This window comes from Robinsoniella sp. RHS (genome assembly GCF_001029355.1).
In the GTDB taxonomy this organism is placed as follows: Bacteria; Bacillota; Clostridia; order Lachnospirales; family Lachnospiraceae; genus Robinsoniella; species Robinsoniella peoriensis.
Genome location: NZ_JNGB01000032.1, coordinates 72,171 through 98,222, shown reverse-complemented (window position 1 = coordinate 98,222; position 26,052 = coordinate 72,171). Strand labels below are relative to the sequence as shown.

General features: G+C 39.5%; 21 protein-coding genes and 1 riboswitch. Of the genes, 6 read left to right on the top strand and 15 right to left on the bottom strand.

Translation table 11 applies throughout. From position 1 onward, the window contains the following. Window positions 1-312: 312 nt before the first annotated feature. Window positions 313-1,155, bottom strand: a complete 843-nt coding sequence (locus RHS_RS15685; RefSeq protein WP_027292025.1) for a leucine-rich repeat domain-containing protein — start codon at window positions 1,153-1,155, stop codon at window positions 313-315. A 127-nt stretch (window positions 1,156-1,282) separates the two neighbouring features. Beyond that, a riboswitch (cobalamin riboswitch) is annotated at window positions 1,283-1,483 on the bottom strand. 265 nt (window positions 1,484-1,748) lie between these two features. Then, window positions 1,749-2,258, bottom strand: a complete 510-nt coding sequence (locus RHS_RS15680; protein WP_395022605.1) for a hypothetical protein — start codon at window positions 2,256-2,258, stop codon at window positions 1,749-1,751. A 256-nt stretch (window positions 2,259-2,514) separates the two neighbouring features. On the opposite strand from RHS_RS15680, the gene RHS_RS15675 reads away from it, so the two are divergent. Genes RHS_RS15675 through RHS_RS15665 form a run of 3 tightly spaced genes read left to right on the top strand, consistent with a single transcriptional unit; the run spans window position 2,515 to window position 6,078 of the window. Beyond that, a complete protein-coding gene (locus tag RHS_RS15675; protein ID WP_047833712.1) occupies window positions 2,515-3,627 on the top strand; it encodes a GTP-binding protein in 1,113 nt (370 codons plus the stop codon). A gap of 3 nt (window positions 3,628-3,630) precedes the next feature. Then, window positions 3,631-5,217 (top strand): permease, encoded by a 1,587-nt coding sequence (locus tag RHS_RS15670; protein ID WP_047833711.1) that lies wholly within the window; start codon window positions 3,631-3,633, stop codon window positions 5,215-5,217. Further along, complete coding sequence (locus tag RHS_RS15665) at window positions 5,218-6,078, top strand: TIGR03943 family putative permease subunit (protein ID WP_044293336.1); 861 nt, start codon at window positions 5,218-5,220, stop codon at window positions 6,076-6,078. It begins immediately after the preceding gene. A gap of 119 nt (window positions 6,079-6,197) precedes the next feature. Here RHS_RS15665 and RHS_RS15660 read toward each other — a convergent pair whose 3' ends face one another. The 6 genes from RHS_RS15660 to RHS_RS15635 form a co-directional block, all read right to left on the bottom strand. Next, window positions 6,198-6,692 carry an HD domain-containing protein gene (locus RHS_RS15660; protein WP_044293339.1) on the bottom strand — a complete coding sequence of 165 codons (495 nt, stop codon included), beginning with the start codon at window positions 6,690-6,692 and terminating at the stop codon, window positions 6,198-6,200. A 264-nt stretch (window positions 6,693-6,956) separates the two neighbouring features. Continuing rightward, window positions 6,957-9,236 (bottom strand): leucine-rich repeat protein, encoded by a 2,280-nt coding sequence (locus RHS_RS15655; RefSeq protein WP_047833710.1) that lies wholly within the window; start codon window positions 9,234-9,236, stop codon window positions 6,957-6,959. 195 nt (window positions 9,237-9,431) lie between these two features. After that, window positions 9,432-9,971: a BMC domain-containing protein gene (locus RHS_RS15650; RefSeq protein WP_027292036.1), complete on the bottom strand. Its 540-nt coding sequence runs from the start codon at window positions 9,969-9,971 to the stop codon at window positions 9,432-9,434. Window positions 9,972-9,985: 14 nt separating this feature from the next. After that, window positions 9,986-11,335: a 4Fe-4S dicluster domain-containing protein gene (locus tag RHS_RS15645; RefSeq protein WP_027292037.1), complete on the bottom strand. Its 1,350-nt coding sequence runs from the start codon at window positions 11,333-11,335 to the stop codon at window positions 9,986-9,988. Window positions 11,336-11,497: 162 nt separating this feature from the next. Further along, window positions 11,498-12,163: a helicase associated domain-containing protein gene (locus tag RHS_RS15640; RefSeq protein WP_044293345.1), complete on the bottom strand. Its 666-nt coding sequence runs from the start codon at window positions 12,161-12,163 to the stop codon at window positions 11,498-11,500. 183 nt (window positions 12,164-12,346) lie between these two features. After that, a complete protein-coding gene (locus RHS_RS15635) occupies window positions 12,347-12,739 on the bottom strand; it encodes a desulfoferrodoxin family protein (RefSeq protein WP_027292039.1) in 393 nt (130 codons plus the stop codon). A gap of 230 nt (window positions 12,740-12,969) precedes the next feature. Here RHS_RS15635 and RHS_RS15630 point away from each other — a divergent pair, with 230 nt between their 5' ends. Beyond that, the gene (locus RHS_RS15630; protein WP_047833709.1) at window positions 12,970-14,361 is read left to right on the top strand and encodes a hypothetical protein; all 1,392 of its coding nucleotides are present in this window, start codon (window positions 12,970-12,972) and stop codon (window positions 14,359-14,361) included. A gap of 181 nt (window positions 14,362-14,542) precedes the next feature. Further along, window positions 14,543-15,406, top strand: coding sequence for an AraC family transcriptional regulator (locus RHS_RS15625; protein ID WP_047833708.1), 864 nt, complete (start codon window positions 14,543-14,545; stop codon window positions 15,404-15,406). 25 nt (window positions 15,407-15,431) lie between these two features. Here the strand turns inward: RHS_RS15625 and RHS_RS15620 are convergent, their stop codons facing one another. Then, complete coding sequence (locus tag RHS_RS15620; RefSeq protein WP_027292041.1) at window positions 15,432-15,740, bottom strand: metal-sensing transcriptional repressor; 309 nt, start codon at window positions 15,738-15,740, stop codon at window positions 15,432-15,434. 162 nt (window positions 15,741-15,902) lie between these two features. On the opposite strand from RHS_RS15620, the gene RHS_RS15615 reads away from it, so the two are divergent. Beyond that, on the top strand, window positions 15,903-16,484 hold the full coding sequence (locus RHS_RS15615; RefSeq protein ID WP_027292042.1) for a DJ-1/PfpI family protein: 582 nt from the start codon (window positions 15,903-15,905) through the stop codon (window positions 16,482-16,484). Window positions 16,485-16,604: 120 nt separating this feature from the next. Here RHS_RS15615 and RHS_RS15610 read toward each other — a convergent pair whose 3' ends face one another. From RHS_RS15610 to RHS_RS15585, 6 genes are all read right to left on the bottom strand, one after another. Then, window positions 16,605-19,748 (bottom strand): alpha-mannosidase, encoded by a 3,144-nt coding sequence (locus RHS_RS15610; protein ID WP_047833707.1) that lies wholly within the window; start codon window positions 19,746-19,748, stop codon window positions 16,605-16,607. A 93-nt stretch (window positions 19,749-19,841) separates the two neighbouring features. Continuing rightward, window positions 19,842-20,924, bottom strand: a complete 1,083-nt coding sequence (locus RHS_RS15605) for a substrate-binding domain-containing protein (RefSeq protein ID WP_027292044.1) — start codon at window positions 20,922-20,924, stop codon at window positions 19,842-19,844. Window positions 20,925-20,945: 21 nt separating this feature from the next. Continuing rightward, window positions 20,946-21,926, bottom strand: a complete 981-nt coding sequence (locus RHS_RS15600) for an ABC transporter permease (protein ID WP_081820069.1) — start codon at window positions 21,924-21,926, stop codon at window positions 20,946-20,948. Window positions 21,927-21,947: 21 nt separating this feature from the next. After that, window positions 21,948-23,426, bottom strand: coding sequence for a sugar ABC transporter ATP-binding protein (locus RHS_RS15595; RefSeq protein WP_027292045.1), 1,479 nt, complete (start codon window positions 23,424-23,426; stop codon window positions 21,948-21,950). A 137-nt stretch (window positions 23,427-23,563) separates the two neighbouring features. Then, a complete protein-coding gene (locus tag RHS_RS15590; protein WP_047833706.1) occupies window positions 23,564-25,009 on the bottom strand; it encodes an ATP-binding cassette domain-containing protein in 1,446 nt (481 codons plus the stop codon). 3 nt (window positions 25,010-25,012) lie between these two features. Further along, entirely contained in the window at window positions 25,013-26,047 is a 1,035-nt protein-coding gene (locus RHS_RS15585) for a sensor histidine kinase (RefSeq protein WP_395022590.1), read from the bottom strand. Window positions 26,048-26,052 lie beyond the last annotated feature (5 nt).

The window sequence follows — 26,052 nt, the reverse complement described above, 5'->3', positions numbered from 1 at the left end:
ATTCCATATTTAATTTTGTGATTTTATGTAATACATCTTAGCTCATATAAATTTAGTTGTCAATAGTATACTGTACACTTTATAATAATAAACAATATTTTTTATTAACTACTAATTCTATCTATAATTAATTTTTAAACTCCACAAAAAACATTAAGTAAATATTTATATAACAAATAAATGATATAGAGTTATATTTCAAATCATTAAGAACATAGTTCTCCAATATCTTGAATATAATAAGTATTCTATACTATTATACAAGTGTTTTTATGTAATATTTTTATACTATTTGTAATTTTTTTACAATATTTAGCAGTATTCCCGTGTAAACCCAAATTTATCACAGTATTCATCCATTCTACTACCCCTTTTACATCGTATAACAGCACTTTTATTAATAATCCAATCCCCAATTTCATCCGGATCATGATGGATCTCCAGTATTTTCAGCCGGTTACATCCATGAAATACCCATTTGCCAATCTTCTTTAGGGATTCCGGCAATAACACATACTCTAACTGATTGCACTTAAAAAATGCGCTGTCTTCTAAGACCCTCAGGTTACGGGGAAGCTTCAGCATCGTAAAGCCCGTCTGATAGAACGCCTCACGACCAATAGATTCTAATGTAACCGGAAAATGCAGTTTTGATAAATTCATACATTTATAAAACGCTCGTTCTTCAATACGGTTTATTTTGCTTGGCAGTATAAGTTTTGTGAGATTCTGACATTGATAAAATGATTCTCTTGGTATGATAAAATTCACCCTGCTTGGTTCAAATGTGACTGACTCAAGACGTTTACACTCTTTAAAAGCTCCATCTCTGATTGACTTTGTACTAGCTGGAAAATATATTTCCTTTAATTTTGAGCATCCGCAAAATGCTTCTTCCTGCACCACTTCCAGATTTCCAAAGCTGACTTTATATAATGAAGTACATCCGTAAAAGCTTCTTTTCCCGATTTTCTTTATATTCGGAGAAAGATCTGCCGTTTTCAGACGTATTTTATTACGAAGTGCCTGATCTGAAACTTCATCAAAAATTGTTCCAATACTCAGATTTTTATCTGCGCACTGTTTTCCTTCCCGCATGCCAAATACTCGAAAGCCGACATTTCCTCCCTTATAAATAAGTACTTGACTTCCCATTTTACTCTCCCTTTTCCTTTGTATCCCTCTTTTAAAAAAGAAAGCCCTTCTGTACATAGACTGAAAGGCTTTTCATAACATATAAATTTTTGCACAAAAATAAACTCATTTCCTCATCCCGGAAATAAAGTAAGCTGGGCATTACGGCAGGTATCCTGACTTCGCTTCATCCTCAGAAACGCCTTCTCAATATTTTTCAATATCAATGGCATCCTGTTTCTTCGTCCACGTTACAGTAGAGGTGACTGTGCCGGTCTTTCACCGGCTTCCCTTTTAACATTTTATCCCACATCATCTGTGGAATATGACCGCAATCCTTAAATTTCTTCTTATTTTACCATAATATCTCAAACACATTTAAAAGTCAAATGTTTTTGGCCATGGAAAGTTCTTTTAGAGCTTTTTAGAGCTCGTTCACCCCCAATTCCAAAGTTACCTTTTTTTCTCACCCGGCTTAAGTTCTATCAGCTGATGATTGGTCCTTGCCGCATTTCTACGTTCAGCATACCCGGTAGACGGAATCAATCTCATTACATATTCCTGCACCCCTGACTGCCATTACGGCAGCCAGGGGTGTGAAGTTAAGTATTATTTTACAAAGTATTTCTATTCGTAACTGTTTTAATCGTATTCCATATAGTGGGTACTGCTCCTAATACAGTAAAAGCATATAACATGCAGAGATCCTTTATGTAAATCCCCCCGTCTATAGCTCCTTGCCTGATCATGACCGGAATAAGGCGGAACGCACTGAAAACATCTATATTTAGTACATCTGCCGCATCTATTGCCCAACTGAGCTGCTGGCTCACATAGACTACGCAGATCATAAAAACAGATGATATAACTATTCCTTTCAAGCTCATCTTTCCGGCCAGCATCTGATATCCTTTTATCGCACACACACCCATCACTACACCTGAGATAGATGCCATATATCCAAGCTGGTCCACTACTACGATACATAACAAACCAATGAGAGTTCCCAAAAATGCTCCTACTATACCTGCTATAATATTTTCTTTCTTTTCTTCAACCGGCTGCACGCTTTGCTTATAGTTAAACTGGGTTCCGGTTCCGTATGGGTCCAAATTTCTTTCCATTTCCTTTTCCTCCTGAAGTATTCTCTTTACCTTTCCGGCACTTTACTAATTTCGTTCCATGTCCGGGATAAATATTATAACCTAGAACCAGAGATACATTATATTCAGTGTATTGAAAAGACTTTTTTATGTCATGAAAACCTCACGATATTAGTTTTAAACATCCATGAATAAATAAATTTCCCAGGTAATATATATGATAACAGAGAAACTGGCCTGTACCGGTTTCAAGGAAGCAGAAAAAAGGAGGAGAACGATGACCGATATATATATTGTTTCAGGATTTTTAGGAGCCGGCAAAACTACATTGATTCAAAAACTGCTAAAAGAAGGATTCCAAGGTAAGAAGGCAGCTCTGATTGAAAATGATTTTGGGGATATCAGCGTAGATGCGGCTCTGCTAAGAGATGGAAATGTACAGGTAAAAGAAATGAACGCAGGCTGCATTTGCTGCAGTCTTTCCGGCGATTTTGTAAAAGCCATGAAAGACCTTCTGGATCAATTTCATCCGGATATTATCCTGATTGAACCTTCCGGTGTTGGAAAATTATCTGATATTACAAAGTTCTGCGCAAATCCACAGATCCGTTCTCTTGCGCAGATCAAGCAAAAAATTACGGTTGCTGATGTGAAGCGATGTGCCATTTATCTTGAGAATTTTGGTGAGTTTTTTGAGGATCAGATAATAAATGCAGATACAATACTGCTTAGTTGGGCAGAAGATTATCCGGGCAAAGTAAAAAGTGCGTTCCAACTGGTCAGCAGATTGAACCCAGATGCAAAAATACTTTCTGAACCCTGGATGAAAATCAATACAGCCCGGCTTCTGAATCTCTATCGAAATGATCAATCTATGATATCTGAGAAGGATTATTTGGCCAAATGCCACTGCATCGATAATCCTGAACTGAAAAGACAACTTAAACCACTTTACTGTGACAACCATACCGAACAAGATGAAGGACAAGATTCCTGTGACTGCGGCCATACCCAGCAGAACTCTGACCTAGTTTCCTGCGGTTGCGGTTGCAGTTGCAGCTGCAGCCATACCCAGAATTCTGATCATGTTTCCGGTAGCTGCGTCAGCAGCCATTCAGCAGAAGAGGTTTTTGACACGGTGACGATACATACCGCAAAGGTATTCAACACTACTGATTTACAGAGACGTCTGTGGCAGATGGAAAGAAACACATCCGGAACTGTTTTGCGTGCCAAAGGAATTGTCCACACTGCAGGCGGATATCTGAATGTTCAGTATGTGCCAGGGAGCGTACAGATGAAGGAGTGTTCTTCCAGTGGTGACATGTTGTGTATTATAGGACGGGGGCTGAAACAAGATGAATTAGCCTTCCTGTTTGATGGGAACTAGGCCATGATGATTCCTGTTTATGTTGTTACCGGATTCTTATATGCCGGAAAAACCTCTTTTCTAAATGCCATGCTAAATCGGGATGACCGGAGCGATATCCAGACTTTATTGCTGCAGTTTGAATCCGGCGAGGAAAAATTTCACGGATCATCAGATTATTGCACCAGCCGTTGTTTTTCCAAAAAAGAACTGGAAGGACAGCCGGATGCGATTATAAAAACCATATATAAATGTGTGAAAAATCAGACTCCGGATGAGATCTGGATAGAATGGAATGGGGTAACATCTTTTTCCCTTTTACAGGAGTTTTTCCTGAGTCCTTTGCTGCGCAATTGCAGAATACAAAAAGTCATTCACATTGCAGATGCCCCAGGTTTAGAAGAAACTCTAGGCAGAACCGGGAACTCACTGCCGGAACAAATTGCAAACAGTGATGCCGTTATCCTGCGCACTGCCCAGACAAGTTACGGTAAGGCTGTGTATCAGAGAATGCGCCATATGATAAAAAAGATAAATCCCGGTGTCCCTATTTTTAAACTAAAAGATACGTATCCGGAAAACTTATATAAAAGGGTTTTGGAGAAAAAGCCCTCGCCGCTTTACTCCTTTTTCAGATCATTGCTTTTTCTGGCAGCGGCATATTTTTTAACGAAACCAGTTCTGGATCAGCTTTCTTTATCCACAAATACGATTATAAATGTATTTTTGGGCATTATACTGCAGGCAATTCCATTTCTGCTTCTGGGTGTGCTCCTTTCTTCCTTGCTCCAGATTTTCGTCCCCGGAGACTGGATTGAAAAGCGGTTTCCAAAGTCTCTTGCCGGAGGAATGCTGCTTGCCCTGGTGGGCGGATTTTGTCTTCCCGTATGTGACTGTGCTTCCATTCCCATCTTCAGAAGCCTGGTACGAAAGGGTGTACCCCTTCCTGCCGCTGTTACATTTATGCTGGCCGCTCCGGTTATTAATCCGGTAGCTATTTTATCCACCTATTATGCATTTGGAGGAGATCTGGCAGTTGTAGCGGGACGTGTGGGTATGGGCAGCTTTGCTGCTGTAGTGATCGGGCTAAGTTTTGCAGCCTGCCCTTCAAAAGGACAGGTATTACCCACCGGTAGATTTGATGGTGTGATGTGCAGCTGCGGATGTTACCCGGGAACCAGTTCCGAATCTGGTCTGCGTACTAAAATGGAGTGGTTTATCCGCCACGCACAGGTTGAATTTTTTGATGTGGGGAAATATCTGATTCTCGGATCTTTTGTTGCTTCCGTCTTTCAGGGATTCGGTACGGATCTGTTCATAAATGCGCAGAATAAAGCGGGAAATGCAGTATCTGCCATGATTATGATGGCGATGGCATTTGTTCTTTCCCTGTGCTCCTCCTCCGATGCTATTGTTGCGCGCAGTTTTTCTGCCCAGTTTTCTATGATGGCTATTATGGGTTTTCTTATATTTGGTCCGATGATGGACATTAAAAATATGTTGATGCTTTCCGCAGGTTTTTCAAAACGATTTATCATTCGCTTGCTGGTTACTTCATTTTTCGTTTGTTTTGCTGTTGTGTTCTTATTTTATCAATTAGGAGGGATATAAATGCAGATAAAGGTAAAAACATTCAATCCACAGATTTTTCTGGAATGCCTGTGCTGCGGATTCTTTTCCGGTCTGCTGGTCTATCTGATCAGAAGTCAGAAATACCTCTCCTATGTGACTCCCAGGATGAAACCATATCTTTATTTTTCCGCTGTTGTGATGGGGATATGGGCTCTGGCTGGAGTATTTCGCCTGCTTCAGCCCCAATACAAAGCACGCTCCATGCATTGCCTTGTCCTGGCAATCCCTATTTTGATGGTTTTACTGCCTCACTCCCCTATGGAACTTTCCGATATCACGGATAATTACAGTCCAGGAAGCAGCCTGTCCGCGAGTAATCTGTCCGCGAGCAGCCAATCAACTGACAAAGGAGCAGAGCCTTCTTCTGCAACATCGCGTATTGATAATCCCAGTTCTGCCGCTGTTCAGAATGACACCAATACAGCGGATGATGCTTCTCACCTGCCTGGATTGGATGTTCAGAACAAGAAAATCACCGTTTCTAACGAAGATTTTGCATTATGGCTTGCCGAGATGGATTCAAATGGCATACAGTATGAAGGCTACACAATCACTATGACAGGGTTCGTCATGAATGCCTTCAAAGTACCAAAGAAAAACGAATTCATTGTTTCACGGCTGGCAATGACCTGCTGTATTGCTGATTTATCACCTACTGGTGTCCGGTGTATCTATGACAAGGCTTCCGAACTTGAAAGCGAATCCTGGGTGACAGTGGAAGGTACACTTTCGATCGGGGAATATCAATATAACGATAAGACTCTGAAAGAGCCCCAGATCCAGGTTACGAAGATTACTCCCACAGAACCGGTTGAAGGATATGTTTATCCATTTGTATAATGATAAACAAAACAGAAGTAAGCGTTGGAAAATCTTTAAAGGCAAAAAAATATAGACAGCAGCCTGTTATTCCGGCTGCTGTCTATATTTGAAAAACGTGCTGAGTGATACATTTTCAATTAAGAAACGGGATACAATTCCCCAAATAATGTCATATGGAAAGTTTCATACACGGAACAGATCTTATCCGCCATACAAACAATAGCTGTCTCACGGTATCGGGGCGGAATCGGTGTGAGTGGAAACATATGTTTTCTGATCACATCTTTTTCGATCTGGGTCAGATCAAATTCCAAACAGGCATTTTTCAGCGCCCTGCCCGGATGTGTAAATCCATGAAAACGGTGGTCTGCGCTCTTCTCATGCCAGTCATATAAAAAATAATCGTGTAGAAGTGCCCCCCGGATCAATTCCTTAACCTGAACCTGCCAGCCATATTTCAGTGCGATCCAATAGCTTAAATAAGCGACAGCCAGACTGTGCTCATAAACGGTTGTTTCTCCGTGCTGTATATATTCTTTTAACTTTGTGTACTTTGGATTTTCTACTATTTCTTTCACAAGATCCAAAAACTGCTGCTCATCTTTTGGATCCATTCTTTTTTCGGCTGCCATTTGTGATGACTCCCCCTTTGGAATTACCATTCGTCCATAAAGCCTCAAATCCGATAATATTAAAACTCTATGAACAACTAAATTTTCTGTCTTTATTAGTATAGCACGGTTGTATAAAAATGCAATGTAGAATTCCTTATAATTTTCTTACAGAATTTCTACCATTCTCATAATTCTATCAAGACCTGTACACACCCCACGAAAAGCCCCGCCGAGCTTTGGCAGCTCGGCGGGGCTGAATGGAACCTGATAACAGAGTCCTTTTTACTTCGTAATTTTGATCTTTTTGACACTGCTGTACTTACCATAGATTTTTTTACCGGCAGAGTCTAATTTGTATGCCCTGACTTTTATAAAATAATTCTTATTCTTCTGAAGTTTGTTTATATTCTTATTGACATATGAGGTGAAGAGAGCCTTTTTATCTTTTGTGAAAGAAGAATTCCTTGCATATGTAATCAGATATCCCTTAGCACCCGATACTGCCTTTGTATTTACTGTCACTCTATTTGCTTTGGTATTTTTTAAGGAAACAGAAGATACTTTACCTACCGTTACTTTTTTCCAATGAGCATAGAGAGTGATATTCTTCTTTCCAGTGATCTTTGATGATGATGTGATCTTTGTACCGCCGCTTTTTTTTGTATACCATCCACTAAAGCTGTATTTTGCCCTTTGTGGAGTGGGAAGCTTACCATATTTCTTTTTATAGTAAACATTTTTATAGGATTTTTCTGTGGTTCCGCCATTTGCTTTGAATTTTACCTGAAGCACAAGCTGGCCTTTTTTTACTTTTTTATTATGATAGGCCCCTTCTTTAATGATATTATCGATCTTTTTACACTTTGGACCATAATTTACAGTTAACCCCGTGCTATCTTCTGCCGTATTGTCAAAACAGCTTGTATATGGGCCATGTGACGACTCGCCATCATCATTAATGCGATCCTTCTCAAAGGGCGAATAGATGGTCATGCTTCCCTTCAAACTACGACAATTGGTAAATGCCCAGGCCATATTCTCTACTGTCTCGGGTATATCAGGTGCCTTAGTAATCTTCAAACATCCTGAAAATGCACTTCCCATATTTTTTAATTTGGAAGGAAGCTTTGGTGCTCTTTTTAAAGATTGACAATAAGAAAACGCTCCATACATATTGATGACACTATCCGGTATTAAAGGTGATTCTTCCAATTTACTGCAGTCAAAAAATAAATTAGCGATAGATTTCAATCCTTCCGGTAATTTAGGAGCCTTCGTTAAAGAAGCACAACCATAGAAAGTACCATTCATCTCAGTTACTCCACCAGGAATAGAACCGCTCGTTACCAGACTTGTACATTCTGAAAAAGTACCATCCAAACTTTTCAAACCAGCAGGAAGCTTTGGCATTTCCTTTAAAGAAGAACATTTACTAAATGTATTGTCTAGCTCGGTTACTCCTTTGGGAATGTCCGGTACCTGCACTAACTTTTCACAACCGCTAAATGCTTCACCCATATCCACTAATTGTACCGGTAAATTTTCTATTTTATTGAGGCTCTTACAATTTTTTAAAGCCCCTTTCATAATTCTAACTGAGTCCGGTAATCGGGATATTTCTGTTAAATTAATACAATCTTCATAGATATTGCTTATATCCGTGATCCCTTGCGGAAGTTCAGGTCCTTTTTTTAAACTTTCACACCCTTGAAAGCTTCCTATTAAGTTGGTTACGCCACTTGGTATCCCAGGAGATTCTTCTAACGCTTCACAACTAATAAATACCCGTACCATATCTTTTAGATTTGCCGGTAGTTTATCTATTTTCTTTAATTTTGAGCAGAACATGAATGTGCTTTCCATTTTCGTAACACTATCCGGAATGCCTGATACACTTTCTAAATTATTGCAATCGGCAAATGAATACGACATATCGTTATCCTCAAAACTCACGCCATCCAAAAATCTTATTGTTTTTATTGCAAAATTAGCACTAAAAGCTCCATTAAAATATGGATAATCTTTTGATTCCGTATATTTAGCAATTCTGACTGAATATTCCTGTCCCTGAATAATTGTCTGACCGGGAATAACAAGGTTTTCCGTTTTTCCTTTATATTTTTTTAATGTGATCATTTTATCATTTTGTTCATATTCCCACTCGCTTAAATTCAGATCTGAAGACCCTTTTTGCTGATTGTTTAAACTTTTCTCTTCTGCCTGTTTTCTAACGGCTTCAGTGTTATTCCCAGATACCTGTTCTGTTTCTACAAACTCAGTTTCTTGTGTTTCCGTAATAATCTCTTTATTATCCGTCTCCTGCTCTGTTTCTGTTTCCTGCATTCCAAGTCCCATCTGTGGTTTTTCAGAATCATTGTTCCCGGTATCTGTCTCTGATTCCACTGAAACTGTGCCGGTCTCTTGATTTTCTGTAAATGCTTCTGTCTGAGGCATTGGATTTTCTCCTGTTTCATTCGCAAATACCACGATATTGGATGAAACTGCAATTGACGCTGCCATAATGATACTAAGAATTCGTTTACTCTGCTTGAATCTCTTCATAACTCATTTCCTCCTTGTGTAATTTTATGCATTAATTTACAAGCATATTTCTAATTATATACCTCTTGTTTGTAAAATGCAACACTGCTGACTAAAGCTATTTTCAGCACAATAGATCTCAATTAAAAAGGCAAAGCCTATAAATGGCTTTGCCTCTGCTATAACTCTTAATCGATTTTCTTTTTACAACATTAATTACAGTAACGCTTCATACAACTTATCTGTCGGTCTTGGAATCACTACGCTGTGAACCATAAGCTCGCTCACTGCCTCTGCCGCCTTCACTGCTTCTGTTACGGCACTTACATCTCCGCTCATAGTAACGAATCCTTTACCGCCTACCGCAAATCCGGTACGAATCTCAATCAGCGTGATCGCTGCTGCCTTTGCTGCAGTATCTGCTGCAACGATAGCCGATGCAACGGAATAAAATTCGATGACGCCCACTGCCCCTTCTGTAGGAACCTGCGAAGTACTGCTGATGGCAGGCATAAGCTGGTCACTGACATTGGCAATTAATAATTTATCTACCAGGAAATGTCCTGCTGCTGCTTCTCCGACTTTCATGGAAGCATCTACACTCCCTGTATCTCCACCAATGATAATCATATATTTTCCAGGACAGATTGTAGATGATCTCAATAATTCTACATTCGCTGCCTTTAACATTTCATCACAGGTTTCAATTCCTTTCGCTATACTGGATAGTTCTATCATTCCAACTGAATTTCCCATTCCTTAATCCTCCATTAGTTTTCACTGATTCTGATGCCAGATGATGTTACATCACATACGGTTCCATTTATGCTTGCATGTATATTTGTGGATAAACCTGTTGCATCAGCACTGGCAATCACGTCACCTTCACACACCTTGTCACCCACATTTTTTACGGCTACTGCCGGCTTGCCTATATGTTGTGACAATGGGATGAAAACTTCTTTCGGATGAAGTTCTATACAGTCATGTGCATGTAATCCATTGTATTTGCCCAGATCCAGTCTGGCAATTAAACGGTCGGTTGGGACTCTGTTCAACTCCACTGTCGGTCTGGAGACAGGATGCATGTTCTTTTCAACCGTAATTCCTCTTTCCTGGAGCTTTCCTTTCATATATCCGTTGACTCTTCTTGGAGAAAGCCCCATAGGACATGAGAATAATTCACATAATCCGCAGTTACAGCAATTTACCGCATCACCAAAACATTCCTCAAATTGTTTATCAGAATCAATGCTATTCTCTCTCCAGATGTTTCTCATAACAAGATGTGGTTTAATGCGGTGGCCAATCTGGAATCTCGGACATAAATCTGTACACATACGGCACTGTATACAAGCACTTCTTGCCTGGTGTTTGATCCTGTCCATAGGCACATGGGTTCTTTCAATTAAATAATGATTTTTTGGCAGTACAATAATATTTCCGGTTGTCTTTGTTACGAACTGCTGGTCTATCGCCTCGTCATCTGCAACCACTCGTCCCATCATTGGTCCACCCAGAATAATTGCATAATCGGAAATCTTCGGGTTAGCTGCCTGAATACATTCTCTGATCGGTGTTCCGATAGGTACCTGAAGCATAATCGGCTCCTGAACCTCTCCCACAACAGAAAGAAATTTACTGGTATTTTTTTTACCGTGAACTATGGCATTATACATTCCGACAATAGTACCGACATTGTTGATTACCGCACCAACCTCAATCGGAAGCCCTCTCTCGGGGACACTTCTTCCGGTTACCTGCTGAACGATAACCTGTTCATCTCCTGCCGGATAGAACGTCCGCATTTCAAAGATTTCGATATCCGCACCGTTTTTTTCAATGGCTTCCCTTAATGCAGCTATCTCCGGTTTGTATTTCGCTTTTATTGCAATGACAGATTTCTTGGCTTCCAGATGTGTGGAGATCATCATAATTCCTTTAATCAGCTCATCTGCAAATGTTCTGCACAAATATTTATCTGTTTCTATCAGGGGCTCACACTCAGCAGCATTTACAATATAGTATTCTGCTTTGGTATTCAATTTCACATGTGTAGGAAATCCTGCACCGCCCGCACCGACGATCCCGGCATCTTTAATTGTTTCAATCAGATTCATAGTTTTCTCCATTCATTATTTAACATTATCTTGCCACATAAAACATTTCCTAAATCAGAAAAAAGACACAGTGATCCTGTATTTTGTTTTTTGTTGAATTTTGTTGTTTGATAATAAAATAACGCACTTTAAACTATTTGTCAAGTTGACATCACAGAAAAGTCAATATTTTATACCTATTTCTTTCAATTTTTTGATTTTCTCTGAATCCAGATTTAACGTGCCGTCTCCCCGTACTTTTTCCCGCTGTGTATAGACCCATCTTCCCAGGCGCTTTCCGTCCCCGGTCACATAATCTACAGGCACTTGAAGATTTCCAAAAGTTTCATAATAACACTGGGCCTCTTCATACCATTCATCCCATGCTCTTCTTTGCCGCTTCCTCCAGACCATACCTAATACTTCCAGTTTTAACTGCCTCTGGTAACTTAAATTATTCTTTCGGAAACATTTTCTCTGGTAGCTGATCCATTCTCCAATTGCTGCATCCTGATATATCAAATTCCTCGGAATGTCAATATTTCCATTTTCGATATAATATCTTTTACAGTACTCATACCAAATATTCCATTCTGTCCGTACGCTTATTTTCCAGATCATCCCAATCTGGTCCAGCAGATATATTTTGTGGGCATCTATCCTGTAAACCCCTTTTTCATGATACGCCGCCCGCTGCCGTTCAATCCACCGCCCTAATAAATATCCATTTTCCGTCCTGTACTTCACAGGGATTTTCAGGTTTCCATTCTTCAGATAATATTCTTTTGCAAACTGATACCACCCAGTCCATTCTAAACGGGTATAGTGCCGCTTTACTCTATGCTCCATTGTATATCACTCCCTCTCCTTCATATTGTAAATCTGTTACAACAGGGGATCTGTTTATCAGATGTATTTCAAATCCTTTATACGCAAAAGAGCCTTAAATCTGTATTACCTACAGGCTTAAAGCTCTCGTTACTTTTCACAATCCAGCTCTATACCAGATAGATTTTTTTCCTTTTTCTTCCATTATATCAGCGTAGTTTTGTCGTTCTTCCACAATCCGTGAAGATTGCAGTATGCATAGGCACTTATAATGCTTTCATTCTCGGCAAGTGCAAAGGCAGCTGTAGGTTCATCAAGCGGTGCCAGGACTTTGCGATACACTCCTTTTGTAGTACGTATACAAATCCACCCTATGTAATGCTGTTCCGTCATGGGATGCGGCGCGGCACCAACATTGACAATCACTTGTGATCCGTATACAATGATTTCCGGAACATGTTTTTCATTTGCTGCTTCTGTGCTGTTTGGTACTAATTCCTCCATTTTATCTTCGCAGCAAACAAGAACACCCCCGCCTTTTTGGATTAACTCCACAATGTTGCCACAATGTTTACAAATATAAAATTTTTGCTCCATACCTTTTCTCCTTTGTTATTTTGTTTATAGGAAAAGACTCTTTTATTGAGTCATCATACCGTTTTAAACTGCTTAGTGCTTGAAATTAAATATAAATATATCTGCATAAATTGACAAAAAAGGAAAAAATATTACAATTTATTTATTTTTTTAGCAAGAAATAAAATTTAAATGAGTTTATAATGAAATTTATTGATTTAAATATATTATCAAATATGAGGTGCCGCACAATGGTAGGTATATTATTAAATGAACTTGTAACTATCGCAAAAACTTCAAAAACAGACTTTGCACTGCATATGAATATGACTCCCAGTGGACTTAGCAAAATTTTAACCGGAAAAAGATTACCCATGCTAAAAGAAAAATGGGAATTCTGTAATCAGGCAGCAAACTATTTCTCACAGCATATTTATGCAAGAAATTGTTATCTGAAATTACAGCGTATTTTTCCGATCATCTATGATTTTGATTCACAGCGTGAGCTTGAGGAGTTTATACGTTCATCTGTGGAATACGCTTTGAATCGTGATTTTGCATGTGAAAATAAAGTCCCCACAGATTATTATGAAAAAGGCCCTTACTATATGGGGGATAAAATGATTTTAAATATTTTGTGCATTATGATTTCCGATGTAATCGTAAATAGTGCTGAAAATGAATCATTTGTATTCTACAGTTCCTTTTTCAATTATGATATTTATTATGATGAAATATTCAAAAGAATTAAAGCCACCTGTCCAGACAAAATGCGAAGTGTAATTATAAATTATCTGGTTAATTTATCTCAGTTTGATACCCTTACGGTAAATCAATTCGATATTCTTGGCAATATTACACGGTTACAGGAATATTCCCAGATGAATCTTTGGGAGATGAATAACCAGATAAGCCATCCTTTTATTCTTTTAAAAGGAAAATTTCTGGTGTATTTTACTACACAGATAGATGGAACTATTTTTATGCAGTTAATTCAGTATAAAAGCTATTTAACAATATTTCTCAATACTTTGTTAAATGGAAATATAAATAAATTAAGTTATACTACAAAGGAAGCAATTGCATATTTAGACAAGCATCCTTCCTTTGTGGATGAATTGACAGACAGCGGCATTGATGCAGTATATAACTTTCTTTCCATGGGCTATTTAATTAAAGATGACGATATTAAGCGCAAAGAAAATAAAGTGATTTTAAATAAACAGATGCAAAAATTGTTCAAAAGAATTCTGTCTGACGACTCTGCCTTTTATGTTTCTAATTACGCAATGACCGGCTTTTATACAAAAGGCAAAATTATCGTTCCTCTGTCCGGTGAAATAAAAATCCCAGCGGAAACCCGTATCTCCTTCCTGAAAAGATTTAATAAATATGTGACTCGAAATGACAAGAAAAAATTAAAAATTATTACCAATGATTTTCCACCGGTTACTATACTTTTTTCCGGTAAGTTTACTATTATTTATACTTATAACAGCACAGACAAACTGGAAAAATTACATGTTTTCAAGACCCGGAAAATGTATGATATTATAAATAATCAAATTCAGGAGAAGATCAAGAACATGATAGATTTAAGTTACGAATTGTGGGATGCTTATATTAATGATCTTACGAAATAGTAATCACATTTATACGGACATAGTAAGGGAATTTAAACGGCATGACAAAAAGCATTGACCCTCAGCGCTTTTTGCCATGCCGTTTTTAGCGATCCATTCAGATAAATTATTACTTCTTATTAGGCTGTCGCAATAACATCCACTTATGCTATAATAATTTACAGAAAGGAAGGAGCAGAAAATGAACGATATATCCCCTTTAGAAAAAGCCGTCAGCTATATTGAAACCCATTTAGAGGAAAACATCGGACTAAATGATGTCGCCATGGAAACCGGTTATTCCTATTATCACATGACCCGCCTGTTTGCCTCCGCCTTAGGGGAACCCGTTGGCAGCTACATCCATAAACGTAAACTCTACAATGCATCCAGGAAACTTCTGTATACCGATATGCGGGTAATTGATATTGCGTTGGAAAGTGGATTTGAATCCTCCGAGGCATTTAGCCGCGCTTTTAAATCCATATTTGGAAGCAGCCCCACAGTTTACCGTAAGAATGGGCTGGATTTGGTAATAAAAGCAAAAAAGGAATTAGATAAGAAAAGCCTGAGACACATTACCGGAAACATTACATTAGAACCGGTAATTGTGGAAATGGAGGAGGTGAAACTGGCTGGAATCCGTGGAACGACAACCCTCGCCGATAATCGCCTGCCTGATCTGTGGGAACAATATCTGCAGCTTCGTGAAAAATATTCTGCCGGGAATGCAGATGGTTTCAGTGTATGTGAAACAGACAGGGCTGTTTATGACGAAGCAGGTGATGTGTCATTCTCCGTGATGATCGGCTCGCCGGCTGATAGCTTTTCTTATATACCGGACATTTTAATACAAAAAACAGTTGCAGCCGGAAAATATGCCGTATTCACGCACCGTGGGGAACTTGGCACTCTGGAGCAGACTTATGATTATATTTTCGGTACCTGGCTGCTTTCAGGAAAAGGATTGTTGGATGAACGGGAAGATTTTGAGGTATACCGTAGTAAAATAACTGCTTTTGATGACCCGGAAAATATGGTGGAAATCTATATTCCCATAAAATAAAAATAAGCAGGACCATAAAGGCTGCTTATTTTACAAATTGGTCAATGGCTTTATTTAATTCTTCAATGGCTTCCATATTTCCGGTTTCAATAGAATCAATCAGACAATGGGAAAGGTGATCCTTCAAAACTACTTTTCCTGTGTTATTGATAGCCGCTTTCACTGCTGATAATTGTATTAAAACCTCACTGCAGTCACGCCCTTCCTCAACCATCACCTTGATAGACTTCAAGTGCCCGATAGCACGGGACAGACGATTCAAAACTGCTTTTGTATTCTCATGGGGATGTGTATGATGCGGGTGTGGATGCATATAATCTGTATTTTTTTCCATATCGGCTCCCTGTTTCATTTGTATAGTTAAAAGTATAAACGAAAAATGAGCAGCATACAAGCCGCCCATGGGGATATATTTTTCAAATAATATCCCCCCACAAGGCTTGTAAAGGAATATCTGTCTTGATACACTTAGTCTATACAAAATGGAGGTATTTGCATGAAGGTAAGTATTGTACTATATGATGATTTTGAAACATTGGATGCGTTTGGTCCTGCTGAATTATTTGGAAAGATACCAGAAGAATTTCATATCGAATACGTGTCTCTGACCGGTAAAATCGTAAACAGCGCACAGGGTGTTAAAGTGTGGACAGAACCGCTGGTTCCGGACGAAATAGGAAATGCCATATTAATCCCTGGCGGTTCGGGTGCCAGAAGGCTCTTAGAGGACTTCGATTCCCTGGAGATTTTGAAAGAAGCTATTGAAAAAAGTTCCTACTGCCTGACTATTTCTACCGGATCTGCCCTGCTTGCAAAAACAGGAAAAGCATTCCGCCGGAGGATGGCTCAGTACGAAAAAAACATATTCTGGGCACTGCATACTATGAATGGGGTACACTGGATTGAAGGTGCAAAATGGGCTGCTGACGGGAAATATTATTCTTCCTCGGGAAGTATGGCGGGAATGGATATGACACTGGGATTTATTGCGGATATTCTGGATATTGATGTGGCGGTTAAGATAGCGGATGATATTGGGTACAAATGGGATCCGGATGATGAATGTGTCTATATTTAAACCGCGAAAAATCTAATCCTGAGGTAAGCTTTGTATTCCGCAAGTTATATACAGTTTTTTGCTGCATAAACTTGCGGAAACTAAAATGAATATCCGGAACTCTCTAGATTTTTAGCTATACTATTTTGTAATCAGCACGGTAATAATCTCATTCGCACCCAGGCTGAATACGGCTTCCCCGTCATTTACGGGTACCGGTGTCTGGATTTCCTCTTTTATATCTGTAATATAAGCCTTGTTGAAAAGCTGATGAAGCTTTAAGGCAGTCTCAGTTTTCTGTCCGCAGCATTCCATTATCCTGACTACAATAGCATCCCTGTTAAATGCAGGTTTCACACAGGATATCCAGATATTTTTGTTATCACATTGAAGCAATGGACTTTCGTTATTACTGTTATCGTAATTGCAGCAGGCTGCAATCGGCGGCTGATTGAAGGAAGCCGCGTCCCTGGTAAGTTCTGCCTTATCCGTTAATCCATAGTATGGCTTTAAGGCATAACAAGTACTGGTCATACCTTCATCTGGCCTTGCACTCGGAGAATAGGAACCCCGGACCATAGTCATAGACAGTGTTGATCCCTGTGCCGAGAATCCGAATTTGCAGTTATTGAACATTGCAAGTGTTCTTTCTTCACCGGAAACGGCTGTATAGCGGTAAGAAGGAAGTTCCGTATTATGCCGGCCTCTGGTAATACTTCCAAAAGGCGTTTCATAGATAAAATCAGGCTTTTGAATGTCGCTGGTAATTCCAACTTTTAATGTTGGAACACCGATCACATCGCTGCCAAATTCCTGCCAGTCAACATCTGCTTTAAAATCAATTCTGTCGAACCGGGTATATAAAGTTATGTATTGCTCAATCGTGGTTTTGTTATAGGTATGCAATATTTTAATTGTCGTAAATACTGGTCCCTTTGCAGCAATTGATATCTCAGGAATTCCTATGATATTTTCATATTTATATTCATTTCCCAGAATCCATGCGGACATAATACGGGGCTGCTCAAAAGAAATTTTCAAGAGATTGGAACTTTTATGTGCACAGAATGAACCGGCATCTTCAGCATAGGGCTGCATCTCTTCTAGTACATGCTTCTTTTCCTTTTTATCATACAGTTTCATAATTGTTCCGGTAAGCGTGCTGAGTTCCATCACATACCGCTCTGTCTCCGCCCGTAAAAAGCCGCCGGATTTGGGAGTTCCGGTTTTTTCAATTCGAACGCTGGTTCCCGGTATCTTTTCATTTGTTATCAGATATTTTGTAACTGACAGCGGAAGGAGATCCCGCGCTGTAAAATGCAGCTTCCCATCTTCGATCTGATAAGGAATCAAACAGCCGTCTGCATCTTTTAAGGTTCCAGCCGGAGGGATATTTGACGGTGCATCCACTCTTACCACCTCACTCCGCGTTTGAGCAAGCTGGTTATAAACACTGATTACCTGATCCGATTCATTGGTATGGAACATGCCATTTACCGTTTTTTCGGCTCTGTCCACTATACTTTTCCCCAAAGCATAGTCATACTCGTCCTGTGCATGATTCCCGCATCCGCATATAATATCATGAAATCCCAAGAACCCCAAATCTTTCCACGCTTCTGTAAGTTCCCCCATATAATGTATCTGATCCTGACAGGTACTCTGATATGCAAGTACCGATTCTGCATTCAGCAGTCCTGCCTCCCCGTCTCTGGCATACTTTTTAATCTTTGTCTTTGTTGTGTAGCATCCTGCGAATATCGGGTTCTGCTCATCCTTAACAACAGGAAAATCCTTTTTTAATGTCAAGACTTCATCAAAGAAATCGCATACTTTGGAAAATACAAACCTGGGCAGTCCCGGTTTTTGATCCAGATATCGTTTAACCTTAATGTCATATTTTGTCGGTCCTCCCCCATGGTCCCCCACACCAAACACAAACATGGAACTTTTTAGCCCATAATGATCAAATAAACTGTGAACAACCGGCATGACATTCTGGGGGCGGATCATATTATTATACGGTCCAAATGCAAAATCCAGTATCCGGGAGCCATCGGTTCCTTCCCACCAGGTAAGTCCCGCACCCCTGGGACATCTGAAATGATAATAATATTCCACCCCTGCTTTGGCAAGTATATTTGGTGTGGATGCCGGATGGCCAAAAGTGTCCGGTTCCCAGACAACTCTTGAAGGTATTGTCTTTAATACCTCTTTTGCATAATCAGAAGCATGATACAGATTACGTGCCATGGTCTCCCCGCCAGTCATATTTAAGTCATTCTCAGACCAGGTAGCTGCCGTCACTTCCCATGTGCCTTCCTGAATCTTTTTCAGAACCCTTTCAAACGTTGCAGGATCTTTTTTCTGCACAATGTCATATACACAAGACTGGCTCTGAGAAAATCTCAAATCCGGATTTTCATCCATAATATTGCAGATTGTCCTGAAATCCCTGATACAGATATCTTCGGTATCCTGATAATCCCAAAGCCAGTTCATATCAATATGGGCATGGGCAATCATATGTACTTTAAACTCTTTTGCAAATACGTCGGTGTTCTTCAGCACTTTATCAATCAGTTCAAGCTGTTTCCGGATTTCCACCCAATTCCGGTTCCGTACAGTATCCGTATCCAGTTTCCTTTCCAGGATATCCAGGTATTTATTTATCTCAGAACCATGCAGTAATGCAAGTTTTTGAGTAAACAACAGTTGTTCAACAGCAGTCATCAATTCCAGCATCTGTTTCTCCAGAATATCGCAATTGATATAGATCCCCAGATAAGCATCCCCCCCTGTTTCCGGCGTCTTCAATACCAGTAAATATTTCTGGCCTTTTTTATGATTTTCATTTATACATAGTTCACAGTGGCGGGTATCCCCCCAGTATTTAAAATCTGCAATCTTTACTCCGTCTAAAAAAACCTGAACCGGTGCAAGTATAGTCATGGTAATCGATATTTTTGCATTATCAGTGCATATCCCCTCCACGGTAGATGGGTAAGTGATTTGTTTCCTTAAAGCTGCTTCCCCATATGACATATTCCAGTCACGGGTTTCTATCCCTGCTTCTCCTTGAACACTCCCTCCGGAGCCAGTGTTGATTCCATTGATGGGCACACTTTTTCCCATCACCTTCTCCCAGGCAGAATCGTCAAAATTAACCATTTCACAATCCTCCACATTACCCTGGGCAAACGTACAAATCCCGATCTGCCCTGCTTCTGATATTTTACTGGTCAATTCTTTCACTTCATCGATCCATTTGTCAATATTATTCATATCCCTACCCAATCCTTTCCGGTTTGGGCTTATTTCAATTTTGGAATAAGCCCAAATCAGTTATCTGTATTCACACTTTTATTGTGACATAATTTATTTCTGGCCGTATGATTCTATAACCTTTTGTCTCTCTGCATATTCTTTCTGATACTCTTCTAAGTTCTCATTTGTCACCAGTGAAATTCTGGTAGCAACTATTTTTTCTTCTGCAGTTTTTCCTTCCGCACCAGCTATACACAGTTCCATTCCTTTTTTCCCGATATCGATGCCATCCTGTACTACCATGCCTTTAAACTGTTTTCCTCTTTGCAGGGCTGCAATTAATTCCGGATCATCATCGACGGCAATTACCAGATAATCCGTTCTGTTTGCGGATTCCGTAACAGCATTTGCACCAACGCCAGTCGTAGCATTGGCCGCAAATAATAAATCAAATGAGCCTTCAGGATATGTCTGGATCAAATCATCCATTAAAGCCTGGGCACTTTCCGGTGTCAGTTCAAGTACATTTTTTTCAATAATTTCAATTTCAGGATATTGGGATAATTCCTCTTTAAAACCACTGACTCTTTCTGCCATACTCGTTACCTGCGGATAATTAATTACGATAGTCTTTCCCTTTTCCGATCCATTTTTTTCTTTTAACAGCTTTGCAGCGTATTCACCTGCCATTTTACCAATCTCTTTGCTGTCCGATGCTGCGTGGGCAAATACATCCCCACCATTGGATTTTGTATCTACTGTGATCACCGGTATTCCTGCTTTATTTGCTTCTTCCACTACAGGAACAATTGCATCACCATCAACCGCGTTGACAAATAATGCCTTCATTTTTCCGCTGCTGATTAAATCCTCCAGTCCCTGCTGCTGTGTTGCAGCATCCCAGTTTGCATCCACAGCCGATACGGTATAGCCTGCTTCTTCTGCAGTATACATTGCACTTTTCATAATATCCTGCATAAAAGGATGATTAAATGCCATAAGCGACATACCGATTACCTTATCATCCGATGCTTCTTTTGACTGCCCGGTTCCCGGTTCTGTTTCCGTTTTTTCTTCTGCTGCTTTTTCCTGGACTGCCTTTGTTTCCGATGAGGTATTATTTTCACCGCATCCTGCCAATAAGGATGCTCCCATAATACCTGCTGCTAAAACCACCAATAATTTTTTCTTCATTTTCATACCCTTCCTTTTCCATTACTTTTTCTTTGTACTATACAAACTGATCGCGACAATCAGAATGATACCTTTGAGTATCTGCTGCCAAAAAGATGAAATACCTATGATATTAAAACCATTCCCTAAAAATGTCAGGAAAACACATCCCAGCAGTGTACCCAGCATATAACCTCTGCCACCTGTAATTGCAGTCCCTCCCAAAACTACCGCAGTAATTGCATCCATCTCTAATCCTTCTGCCAGAGTAGGCTGTCCGGATCCCAGTCTCATGGTAAGCAATATTCCTGTAATAGCTGCACAAAGGCCGCTGATTGAGTATACAATCAATTTTATTTTATTGACATTAATTCCAGAAAGCCTCGTACATTCCTCATTTCCGCCAATGGCATAGATATATCTCCCAAACCTTGTACAGGCAAGTACAATCCACGCAATTGCCAAAACTACAGCCATCACGATTACCGGAATCGGAATTGCACCTAAATATCCTCTGCCCAAGTCCAATGCCTGATTTGGTAATTTTGAAATTGGTGAACCGTCTGTATAAACCAGTGCGATACCTCTAACTGTACTCATCATAGCCAGTGTCACAATAAATGGCGGCAGTTTAATCCTGGTAATAATAATCCCATTTATAAGCCCGATAAAAGTACCTGCCAAAAGTGCCAGCAGAATAGCTGCAACGACCGGGATCGGCTGCATGCCGTTTTTTCCGGTCATCAGGCCTGCTGCAAGCAGTCCTGACAAACAGGCAGCGGAACCCACAGAAAGATCCATGCCGCCCAGAATAAATACAAATGTCATACCAATAGACACAATAATACTAGTTGATGTCTGCCGAAATACATTGATAATATTATTAAAAGTAAAAAATGAATTTGAAACAAATGAAAATACAATCAGAAGCAATAACAGCGCAATGAGAATACTAAATTGCGGAAACCTGCTTACTCTCTCCCATACAAGCTTTTTGCCTGCCGGTACCTTTTTATAATCCATATCAATTCCCTCCTGTTGTCGTTATACTGCATATGACATCACTTTTTCCTGTGTTGCCAGACCTGCATCTAATATTACTTTCTGCTGACCCTCATGCATCACCAGCACCCGGTCGGACATCCCAAGAACTTCCGTCATTTCAGATGAAATCAGGATAATGCTAAGTCCTTCTCCCGCCAGTTTTGATATCAGCTTATGAATCTCCTCTTTCGCTCCGATATCTACCCCTCTGGTCGGCTCATCCAGAATCAGGACATCTAACTCCCTGGAAAGCCATTTTGCAAGAACTACTTTTTGCTGGTTTCCTCCTGAAAGATTTCCCGCTTCCTGAAAAATAGAGGGGGTTTTTATTTTAAGTTTTTCAACCATTCTGTTGGCAAGTTCTCTTTCTTTCCGGCGATCCAAAAAACCCTTTGGGGCTGTTTGATCCATATTGGTTAAGGATATATTATTGCTGATGCGGGCGTTCAGATCAAGTCCCAGAACTTTCCTGTCTTCCGGCACATATGCAATTTTATATTTTATTGCATCACCAGGATTTCGTATTTTAATTTCTTTCCCATTCAAATACACCCTGCCGTCTGTAATGGGAAGCGCACCGAAAATCCCCATCGCCATCTCCGTTCTTCCTGCCCCCACCAGTCCGGAAACTCCTAAAATTTCACCTTTTCTCAAATCAAAATTAATATTTTCGAATACTCCTTTTTTTGACAGTCCTTCCACTTTTAAAACAGTTTCCCCTAATTTTGTTTTTTCTTTAGGAAACGGTTTTGAAATTTTCCTACCAACCATGGCACAGATCACTTCTTCTGGTTTCATGTCCTTTAGGGACCATTCACCTGCCAGTTCTCCATCCCGCATAATCGTAATATAATCACCGATCTCAAATACTTCTTCCATGCGGTGTGATATGTAGATAATGGTGATTCCCTGTTCATTCAGTTTTTTAATAATCTTAAATAGTAAACGTACTTCAGGTGCAGTAAGTGAAGATGTAGGTTCATCCATTATAATTATTCTGGCATCCAGGGAAAGCGCTTTAACAATTTCCAGCATTTGCTGATTTGCGACACTCAGTTGACTGACCACTGCCTTAGGATCAATATTTACCCCATATTCTTCCATCAAAAGACGGGTTTTTGACAATAATGCTCTTTTGTCTAAAAATAAACTTTTTGTTATTTCCCGTCCGATAAAGATATTTTCTTCTACCGTCATATCCATAATAAGATTTAATTCCTGGTATATCATGGCAATATGATGTTTGATTGCGTCACTGGGACTCTCAATAGAAACTTTTTCCCCAGCAATCAAAATCTCACCACTGTCTTTTTTATGTGCGCCCACTAAAACACGCATTAATGTTGATTTTCCTGCCCCGTTTTCTCCCATCAGGACATTCACTTTGCCTGCCTTTGCATGAAATGTTACTCCCTTCAGTGCATGGACACCTTTAAAACTTTTACTTATGTTTGACATCTGCAATACATTTTCAACCATCCCTATACCCTTTCTGCCATCTGGATTCTCCAGTTATTCCGACTTGATCTGTTGCTTTTCTATATGAAAAGTGTATCATTTTAATCCTCTGGCAGGTAGGGGTGTATCCTCCTTTTTAAGGGGTGATTCTTACGGTTTTAAATAGAATTTTGTTCCCCGGAATGAGATTGAAACAACAAAAATTCATCACTCCTGCAATCTTTTATCATCTTAGCATCTTTCATAATCAATACCCGGTCCGCAACATCCATCAATTCTGATATGCTGACGGTTAAAATTACAATCGTGATTCCCTTATTCTTCAATTTTTGAATCAGCCCCAGAATATGGCGCCGCAGATACATATCAGCCTGGGCTAGAGGCTGTATGCAAAATAGGATTTTGGGATGATAGAGATGGTATCGGAAATATACAATATTATACAAAGAAGACAGTTCCAGCTCTGAAATATTTTTCGTATGTATTTCCGGTCCAATGAATGGCTCATATTCGTTTATTACGCTTTTTAACAGCTTTTTTCTGGAAATGCTTTTTTTTATTTTAACGTCAGTAAAAAAACAGATATTTTCTGCATAACTGAAGTTTTCAAATATTTGACCGGGAATGGGATCTGCCGGAATAATTCCAATATTTTGTGCGGACTCTTTTCCTCCTTCACATAAAACAGCCCCCTGTAACGGGCTTTTTTCACCCAATATCAGTGCAATTATTTCTTGTAAACCAGAATTATTCATATCTAAAATAACAGTACATTCCCCTTTGTTTATGGAAAAAGACAAGTTCTCAATATAGTCTGTACTGACATTTTCAAACTGAAAAATAGAACTTCCTGCTTCCGGACTCTCCATCATGGTTAGGGAATCAAAAGAAATAATATATGGGCTGATATGCCCGGCACTCATCTCCTTTTTAGGCAGAATTTTTATAATTTTGCCTGAATCCAGGATGGCAATTCTGTGACAGGCTTGAATAAGTTCCTTATAATCACAACTGATATAGAGAAATGCAATTCCTTCCTTTCGGAAAAACTGAACAATATCCAGAAATTTTCTTAACTCCACCGTGCTGAAAAAGCTGCTTAAATTGTTAAGGATGATTAACTCAGAGCCAGCCGTTACGGCCCGCAGCAATTCCACCGTACACCGCTCTAAGGATGAAAGTCCTTTGACCTGCCGCCCCGGCTTCATTTCTATATTGATCTCTTCCAGTAATTTTTGCACCTGGAGATTCAGTACGCTGCGTTTAATAAACCACTTCTTAAACCCCCGGCGCAAAACAAAAATATTATCTGATATGGTCAGATTGTTAACCAATCTGCTCCCTGCCCCTATTAAGGAGACCCGGTTTCTGGTCATATCACTATGGGCATAGCTATTTACCAGAAGATCATCAAAGTAAATTCTACCGTATTGGATAGGCAGATTCTGGCTGATTAACGAAACCAGCTGATGCTCCCCCTGGGAATTTAAAGTCAAAAGGCCCATGATTTCGTCCTTAAATATATGAAAATTAATATTGTTCAGATAGGTAATCCCTTCAATTTGTCTTGTAACGTTTTCCATTCTCAGGATTTCTTTTTTCATTAGCTATTCCTTTACAATGGGAAGTGTAATTTCCACATCCGTTCCCACATTTTGTTTACTATAGATATAAATACCGTATTCTTCACCAAATAATATTTTGATACGATTATTCACGTTTTCGACTGCAATACTGCCGCCTTTTTTATCTTGATGAAATGTAGTAATGGAAGCAGTCTTTAATTTTTCATTCAGACCATCTACTACAGTTTCATTCATTCCCAGTCCATTATCAGAAATTGTGATAATACACCGGGAAGCCGTATTCTCTATTTTTACACATAAAATTCCATCCCCGATCTTACGTTCTATCCCATGATAAATTGCATTTTCTACTATGGGCTGCAGTATGAGCTTTGGCAGCCTGCATTTTAAGATTTCCCGTTCTTCCTCCGCGTCAATCTCCACATGGTATTTAAGCCTTTTACCAAACCGGAACTGCTGTATAATATAATAATTTTCAATATTGGCAAGTTCGTCCTCTAAAGTCACCAAGTGCTCTACGTTTGAGATGGTATAGCGAAAAAAGGTCGCCAGTGCCTCCGTCATCTCTGCAACCGAATCGATACCTGCATATAATGCCTCACTTCTTATCCCTTCCAGGGTATTGTATAAAAAATGGGGATTGATCTGATTTTGCAGTGCCAGGTACTCTGCCTGCTTTTTCGTCAAACTTATCAACTCTTTCATATCCAGTAATTCCCTGAATTTATTTGTGGCGGCTTCCATCTGGGGAGACAGAGGCACTCTTAGTTCAAATAACCCCTGCAGCAAATATCCCTCTGAAAATAACCTGCACACCTTTTCCGTATCCCGGTAAGGCTTATATAAAAATTGATATCCGAAATAAATAATTGCCCCAAACAGGCCATACAGACCAATCAATAACAGAATATAGAACATGCCCTCTTGCCGGAAAATTGTAAGCATAATAAGCATAATCAGTGAAAACCCTCCCAGCAGGAACATTATGACTGCACTCCGTATCATAATATAATTAGTTTTTCTTCTTTTTGCACCACTCCCTTTATCATTACCCATACGGA

What these genes read in the sequence shown, in the direction of transcription:
- RHS_RS15685 (WP_027292025.1), bottom strand. Translation starts at nt 1,155, where the DNA reads ATGGGAAGTCAAGTACTTATTTATAAGGGAGGAAATGTCGGCTTTCGA.
- RHS_RS15680 (WP_395022605.1), bottom strand. Translation starts at nt 2,258, where the DNA reads ATGGAAAGAAATTTGGACCCATACGGAACCGGAACCCAGTTTAACTAT.
- RHS_RS15675 (WP_047833712.1), top strand. Translation starts at nt 2,515, where the DNA reads ATGACCGATATATATATTGTTTCAGGATTTTTAGGAGCCGGCAAAACT.
- RHS_RS15670 (WP_047833711.1), top strand. Translation starts at nt 3,631, where the DNA reads ATGATGATTCCTGTTTATGTTGTTACCGGATTCTTATATGCCGGAAAA.
- RHS_RS15665 (WP_044293336.1), top strand. Translation starts at nt 5,218, where the DNA reads ATGCAGATAAAGGTAAAAACATTCAATCCACAGATTTTTCTGGAATGC.
- RHS_RS15660 (WP_044293339.1), bottom strand. Translation starts at nt 6,692, where the DNA reads ATGGCAGCCGAAAAAAGAATGGATCCAAAAGATGAGCAGCAGTTTTTG.
- RHS_RS15655 (WP_047833710.1), bottom strand. Translation starts at nt 9,236, where the DNA reads ATGAAGAGATTCAAGCAGAGTAAACGAATTCTTAGTATCATTATGGCA.
- RHS_RS15650 (WP_027292036.1), bottom strand. Translation starts at nt 9,971, where the DNA reads ATGGGAAATTCAGTTGGAATGATAGAACTATCCAGTATAGCGAAAGGA.
- RHS_RS15645 (WP_027292037.1), bottom strand. Translation starts at nt 11,335, where the DNA reads ATGAATCTGATTGAAACAATTAAAGATGCCGGGATCGTCGGTGCGGGC.
- RHS_RS15640 (WP_044293345.1), bottom strand. Translation starts at nt 12,163, where the DNA reads ATGGAGCATAGAGTAAAGCGGCACTATACCCGTTTAGAATGGACTGGG.
- RHS_RS15635 (WP_027292039.1), bottom strand. Translation starts at nt 12,739, where the DNA reads ATGGAGCAAAAATTTTATATTTGTAAACATTGTGGCAACATTGTGGAG.
- RHS_RS15630 (WP_047833709.1), top strand. Translation starts at nt 12,970, where the DNA reads ATGGTAGGTATATTATTAAATGAACTTGTAACTATCGCAAAAACTTCA.
- RHS_RS15625 (WP_047833708.1), top strand. Translation starts at nt 14,543, where the DNA reads ATGAACGATATATCCCCTTTAGAAAAAGCCGTCAGCTATATTGAAACC.
- RHS_RS15620 (WP_027292041.1), bottom strand. Translation starts at nt 15,740, where the DNA reads ATGGAAAAAAATACAGATTATATGCATCCACACCCGCATCATACACAT.
- RHS_RS15615 (WP_027292042.1), top strand. Translation starts at nt 15,903, where the DNA reads ATGAAGGTAAGTATTGTACTATATGATGATTTTGAAACATTGGATGCG.
- RHS_RS15610 (WP_047833707.1), bottom strand. Translation starts at nt 19,748, where the DNA reads ATGAATAATATTGACAAATGGATCGATGAAGTGAAAGAATTGACCAGT.
- RHS_RS15605 (WP_027292044.1), bottom strand. Translation starts at nt 20,924, where the DNA reads ATGAAGAAAAAATTATTGGTGGTTTTAGCAGCAGGTATTATGGGAGCA.
- RHS_RS15600 (WP_081820069.1), bottom strand. Translation starts at nt 21,926, where the DNA reads ATGGATTATAAAAAGGTACCGGCAGGCAAAAAGCTTGTATGGGAGAGA.
- RHS_RS15595 (WP_027292045.1), bottom strand. Translation starts at nt 23,426, where the DNA reads ATGGTTGAAAATGTATTGCAGATGTCAAACATAAGTAAAAGTTTTAAA.
- RHS_RS15590 (WP_047833706.1), bottom strand. Translation starts at nt 25,009, where the DNA reads ATGAAAAAAGAAATCCTGAGAATGGAAAACGTTACAAGACAAATTGAA.
- RHS_RS15585 (WP_395022590.1), bottom strand. Translation starts at nt 26,047, where the DNA reads ATGGGTAATGATAAAGGGAGTGGTGCAAAAAGAAGAAAAACTAATTAT.